This is a genomic window from Phenylobacterium sp. (genome assembly GCF_035276905.1).
In the GTDB taxonomy this organism is placed as follows: domain Bacteria; phylum Pseudomonadota; class Alphaproteobacteria; order Caulobacterales; family Caulobacteraceae; genus Phenylobacterium.
In genome coordinates this window covers 1-5,268 of record NZ_DATELG010000253.1, presented here as the reverse complement: position 1 = coordinate 5,268, position 5,268 = coordinate 1, and the positions used below count along the sequence as shown (strand labels likewise).

6 protein-coding genes are annotated in these 5,268 nt (G+C 69.4%); 5 read left to right on the top strand and 1 reads right to left on the bottom strand.

What is annotated here, in order from left to right; translation table 11 throughout:
• The 3 genes from VJS38_RS11930 to hemA all read left to right on the top strand — a co-directional run.
• On the top strand, positions 1 to 140 hold a 140-nt coding region (locus VJS38_RS11930; protein WP_324088371.1), incomplete at its 5' end, for an enoyl-CoA hydratase/isomerase family protein.
• Positions 141 to 182: 42 nt separating this feature from the next.
• Positions 183 to 944, top strand: a complete 762-nt coding sequence (locus VJS38_RS11925; protein ID WP_324088370.1) for a class I SAM-dependent methyltransferase — start codon at positions 183 to 185, stop codon at positions 942 to 944.
• A gap of 145 nt (positions 945 to 1,089) precedes the next feature.
• Positions 1,090 to 2,319: a 5-aminolevulinate synthase gene (hemA, locus tag VJS38_RS11920; RefSeq protein WP_324088369.1), complete on the top strand. Its 1,230-nt coding sequence runs from the start codon at positions 1,090 to 1,092 to the stop codon at positions 2,317 to 2,319.
• Positions 2,320 to 2,464: 145 nt separating this feature from the next.
• Here hemA and VJS38_RS11915 read toward each other — a convergent pair whose 3' ends face one another.
• Entirely contained in the window at positions 2,465 to 2,797 is a 333-nt protein-coding gene (locus tag VJS38_RS11915; protein ID WP_324088368.1) for a hypothetical protein, read from the bottom strand.
• 223 nt (positions 2,798 to 3,020) lie between these two features.
• Here VJS38_RS11915 and VJS38_RS11910 point away from each other — a divergent pair, with 223 nt between their 5' ends.
• The gene (locus tag VJS38_RS11910; protein ID WP_324088367.1) at positions 3,021 to 3,599 is read left to right on the top strand and encodes an ANTAR domain-containing response regulator; all 579 of its coding nucleotides are present in this window, start codon (positions 3,021 to 3,023) and stop codon (positions 3,597 to 3,599) included.
• Positions 3,596 to 4,705: a CmpA/NrtA family ABC transporter substrate-binding protein gene (locus VJS38_RS11905; protein WP_324088366.1), complete on the top strand. Its 1,110-nt coding sequence runs from the start codon at positions 3,596 to 3,598 to the stop codon at positions 4,703 to 4,705. Before VJS38_RS11910 ends, VJS38_RS11905 begins: the two co-directional genes overlap by 4 nt.
• The last annotated feature ends 563 nt before the right edge of the window (positions 4,706 to 5,268 follow it).

The window sequence follows — 5,268 nt, the reverse complement described above, 5'->3', positions numbered from 1 at the left end:
AAGGCGTCCGGGCGGTGATCGTCGAGAAGGACAACGCCCCGAAATGGCGGCCGGCGAGCCTCGAAGACGTCGGCGAGCCCCTGCTGGACGAAATTTTTGCGCCCCTTCCCGCCGCCGAGGAGTGGTCACCGCTGCCGTAAGTCCCCATGTTGCGTGACGATGACCGGGGCTGGGAGGTCTGGATGCCACGCAAGCGGATGATCGCGGCGGCTTTGCTGCTCGCGGTGGGACTGGCCGGGAGCGCGTCGGCCGCGCTCCATGGGCGCAGGAATTTTCCGGCCGACTTCGCCGGCGCGATCGCCGATTCGAACCGGCCCGCGGCGGATGTGGCGAGGGACGCCAAGCGCAAGCCCGCCGAACTGCTGGCCTTCGCCGAGCTGAAGCCCGGCCAGGTCGTCGGCGAGCTGTTGCCCGGCGGCGGCTATTTCACCCGGCTCTTGTCGAAGTGCGTCGGCCGCAAGGGCCACGTCTACGCCGTGATCACCGAGGCCCAGGCCAAGGGCGACAAGCCGCCGCCGGTCAAGGCGATCGCCGCCGATCCGGCCTATGACAATGTGACGGTGCTCGCCCAGGACTTCACCAAGCTGCAGCTGCCGCAGAAGGCTGATTTGGTCTGGACCTCCGACAACTATCACGACCTGCACCTGGCGAAGTACAATCTGGACGTCGCGGCGGTGAACCGCGCCATCTACCGGGCGCTGAAGCCGGGCGGCCTCTATGTAATCGTCGACCACGCCGCGGCCGCCGGCAGCGGGCTCGACGTCCCCGACAAGCTGCATCGAATCGATCCGGCGATCGTCCGGCGCGAGGTCGAGGCGGCGGGCTTCAAGCTCGTCGGCGAGAGCCGGGTGCTTCGCAACGCCGCGGACGACCATACGAAGGCCGTGTTCGATCCGGCGATCCGGGGTGACACGGATCAATTCGTGCTTAAGTTCCGAAGGTAGGAAAAGTCTGTAGGCGATGCCTCGCGCGACGATCGGGTCCTCTTTCTGGACAAGGTCGCCGCGTGGTGCGAAAAGCCCGGCAATTGCAAGGGAATCCCGCCGCGCGTGAGATTGTCGAGCGCTGTCCGGCGAGTTGCATAGGTCGATGGATTACAGAGACGCCTTCCGGGCTGCGCTGGACAAGGTCCGGGGCGAGGGTCGCTATCGTGTGTTCGCGGACCTGAAGCGGCGCCGCGGCGCGTTTCCGCGCGCGACCTGGACGCGGCCGGACGGCTCGACCCAGGATGTCGTGGTCTGGTGCTCGAACGACTATCTCGGCCAGGGCCAGAACCCGGTGGTGCTTGAGGCGATGCATCGCGCCCTGGAAGAGGCCGGCGCCGGCTCCGGCGGCACGCGCAACATCTCGGGGACGACGCGCTATCACGTGGAGTTGGAGCTTGAACTCGCCGACCTGCATCGCAAGGAAGCGGCGCTCCTCTTCACCTCGGGCTATGTGTCCAACGAGGCGACGCTGTCGACCCTCTACAAGATCCTGCCCGGTCTGATCGTCTTTTCCGACGCCTTCAACCACAACTCGATGATCAGCGGCATCCGCTCGGGCGCGAAGGAGCAGCGCCGGGTGTTCCGCCACAACGACCTCGAGCACCTGGAAGAGCTGCTGCGCGAGGCGCCGGCGGACGCGCCCAAGCTGGTCGCCTTCGAGAGCGTCTATTCGATGGACGGCGACATCGCCGACATCCGCGGCACCGTGGCGCTCGCCAAGAAGTACGGCGCCATGACCTATATCGACGAGGTCCACGCGGTCGGCATGTACGGCCCCCGCGGCGCCGGCGTCGCCGAGCGCGACGGGGTGATGGGCGAGATCGACATCGTCGAGGGCACGCTCGGCAAGGCGTTCGGGGTGATGGGCGGCTATATCGCGGCCGACGCGGTGATCGTCGACGCCATCCGCAGCTATGCCGACGGCTTCATCTTCACCACCTCGCTGCCGCCGGCGCTGGCGGCCGGGGCGGCGGCCTCGATCCGCTGGCTGAAGGCGCACGACGAGGTCCGTCAGGCGCACCAAGCGCGCGCCGCCGAGCTGAAGGTGCGGCTGGCCAAGGCCGGCCTGCCGGTGATGCCGTCGGCGAGCCACATCGTCCCGGTGCGGGTCGGCGATCCGGTCCACTGCAAGATGATCAGCGACATCCTGCTCGTCGATCACGGCATCTACGTCCAGCCGATCAACTATCCGACGGTGCCCAAGGGCACCGAGCGGCTGCGCTTCACCCCCTCGCCGGCCCACACCGATGGGATGATGGACGCCCTGGTGGCGGCCATGGAGGCGCTCTGGGTCCACTGCAACGTCGCCCGCGTCGGCGGGATGGCGGCCTGACCAGCTAAGATGCTCCCCCTTTTTGGGGGAGCTCCGCCAAAGGCGGTGAGGGGGCTTCCGCTCAGAAGGTCGGACGGCCTGCGTCGATATCTGAGCGGACCCCCTGGCCCTTCGGGCCACCTCCCCCAGGGGGAGGATCTAGATCTCAATAGCGATAGCCGTAGCCCCAGTAGGGCGCCGGATAGTAGCCGCGGCCATAGCGGTGGTGGCGATAGCGCCAGTCGCGGCGGTTGTCGTAGCGGTCCCACTGGTCGGGGCGGCCGTCGTGGTCCCGATCCCGGTTCCATTCGGCGCGGTCCGGCACGCCGTCGTGGTCGCTGTCGCGCCAGCGGTGATAGCCGCGCCCATAGTTGTAGCTGTAGTTGTAGGCCGGCCGATCGTAGTAGCCGCCGCCGTAGTAGCCGTAGGGCTGCGCCATCGCCGCGCCGCCGGCCAGGGTTGCCGCCGCCACGGCGGCGGACAGAAGCCAGGTCTTCATCACCGATCTCCTCAGGTCTTGGCGCGAGAATGCGCCGGGGCGCCTGAACGGAGCCGGGGAGGGCCGGTCAGCTTCCGTTCACGATGGTCGGAGGCGGAGCGCGCAGTCCTTGCTCAAAGGCCCGGCGCCGGCGCCTAATGCGTAAGCGATTTCGTACGCTCGCGGCGTCGAACCGCTGGAGCCCCTCGGCGTGTCACCGACACCAGCGCTTAGTCGGTCCGGTATGCGAGTCCTGGTGGTTGATCCCGATCCCGCCCGCGCGGCGCTTGTCGTCGAGGGCCTGGCCGGCGTGGACCCGCTCGAAGTGCGTCACGCCTCGATCTTCGACGAGCGCGAGGCCGCGGCCTTCGGGCCCGACGTGGTCGTGGTGGCGGCCGACAGCCCGGACCGCGACACCCTGGAGAACCTGCAGGACGCCAGCCTCGCCAATCCGCGGCCGGTGGTGATGTTCGTCGATCGCTCCGAGCCGGGCCTCGCCGAGCAGGCGGTGCGGGCGGGCGTGGCGGCCTACATCGTCGACGGCCTGGCGCCCAACCGCGTGCGCGACATCCTGGAGGTGGCGATGAGCCGCTTCCGGCTGATGCACCAGCTGCGCCAGGACCTGGAGAAGGCCAAGGCCGACCTGGCCTCGCGCAAGACGGTCGAGCGGGCCAAGGCGCTGCTGATGAAGGAGCGGGGGCTCGAGGAGGAGCAGGCCTACAAGCTGCTCCGCAAGCTTTCGATGGACACCGGGCGGCCGCTGGGAGCGGTGGCCGCCGACCTGCTGGCGTTCGCCGGGGTGCTGAAGGGAGACGGCGCGTGAGTGAGGCGGGCGAACTGGTGCTGGGCTTCGTGCCGTTGAACGACGCCGCTCCGCTGATCGTGGCGAAGGAGCGGGGGTTGTTCGCCGCCGAGGGCCTGCAGGTGCGGCTGAGCCGCGAAGTCTCGTGGGCGACCGTGCGCGACAAGGTGGCGGCCGGCGCGCTCGACGGGGCGCACATGCTGGCCCCAATTCCGCTGGCCTGCACGCTGGGCGTCGGCGGCGAGCCGCAGCCGATGATCGCGGCCATGGCGCTGAACCGCAGCGGCGCGGCCTTCACCCTGTCGCGGCGGCTGACCCAATGGATGGCGCCGGACGAGGACCGGCGCGCGGGCCTCAAGCGGCTGATCGGCGAGCGCCGCGCCCAGGGCGAGCCGCCGTTCGTGTTCGCCGTCGTCTTTCCCTATTCGATGCACAACTACATGCTCCGCTACTGGCTGGCGGAGGCCGGCATCGACCCGGACCAGGACGTGCGGATCACCGTCGCGCCCCCGTCGCGGATGGCGAGCCGGCTGGCTGCGGGCGAACTGGACGGCTTCTGCGCGGGCGAGCCCTGGAACGCCGTCGCCGAGGACCAGGAACTGGGCGAGGTGGCCGTGCGCGCCTCCGAGGTCTGGCGCGACGGGCCGGAAAAGGTGTTCGGCGTCACCGCAGAGTGGGCCAGGCGCAACCCGCTGCTTTTGAAGGCGCTGCTGCGCGCCCTCTTGCAGGGCGCCGCCTGGTGCGACGCCGCGGAGAACCGCGGAGAGCTGGCGGCGCTGCTTGCCCGGCCCGAGTATGTCGACGTCTCGGCCGACAGCATCGCCCGCTCGCTGCCCGCCATCGTCTTCCATCGCGACCACGCCAACGCGCCGCTGCCGGTGCAGGCCGCCTGGCTGCTCAGTCAGATGATGCGCTGGGGCCAGGCGCCGCGCGAGCTCGACCTTCGCGGCGTCGCCGAGCACGTCTACCGCCCGGACCTCTACAACAACGCCGCCGCCGATCTCGGCTGGCTGACGGTCACGCCGCCCGAGACCGCGGCCGGCTTCGCCGACGGCAGCGAGTTCAGCCTGGACCAGGCGCGCGCCTACGCCGCCAGCTTCCCGCTGAGCCGTCTGGCGCGAACCTAGGTCCATTCCGCAACTAGCATTGCGGTGCAGCGCAGGCGTCCGTTCAAGGCGCTCGCAAGGGCGTTGTGGGCTTTTTGATCATCCACTTCGCGTGAGCTGCGCTTTGTTTAAAACATGCGCAGCAGAGGGTCCGCGTCCGGAGGCTGAATCCGCCCCGTCGGCCGCTGCTGCGGAAATTCTGCGCGGGGATTGTGCGGCGCCCTAGCTTTGGGCGCCCCTCAGCTAAGCAGTTTCGCGCGATATCGCCGGTTTTGGTGTTGCGGCCGCGAAGGAATGTTGCGGCGCAAACGCGGCCGTGGCGGCATGTCTTCGCGACCGCGGGGCGACGATGTTCCGCGGCGGCCAAAAGGCCTTCGGCGCGACGACAGCGCCGATCACCGGACAACGACGTCCGCACGGGGCTCGCCGCCCCGCGCGGACTTTTTTTATGCCTTGGGGGATAGATTGAACCGATTGAAGACAGCGCTCGCCGCGAGCGCGGCCGGTGCGGCCCTGGCCTGGGCGGGACTGGCGCAGGCGCAGGCCGCGCCTGCAGGCCCGGAGACCACCGCGACCGCGGCGCC

Excerpts from the sequence above, each read along its gene's own strand:
- VJS38_RS11910 (WP_324088367.1), top strand. The coding sequence starts at position 3,021 with ATGCGAGTCCTGGTGGTTGATCCCGATCCCGCCCGCGCGGCGCTTGTC.
- VJS38_RS11925 (WP_324088370.1), top strand. The coding sequence starts at position 183 with ATGCCACGCAAGCGGATGATCGCGGCGGCTTTGCTGCTCGCGGTGGGA.
- hemA (WP_324088369.1), top strand. The coding sequence starts at position 1,090 with ATGGATTACAGAGACGCCTTCCGGGCTGCGCTGGACAAGGTCCGGGGC.
- VJS38_RS11915 (WP_324088368.1), bottom strand. The coding sequence starts at position 2,797 with ATGAAGACCTGGCTTCTGTCCGCCGCCGTGGCGGCGGCAACCCTGGCC.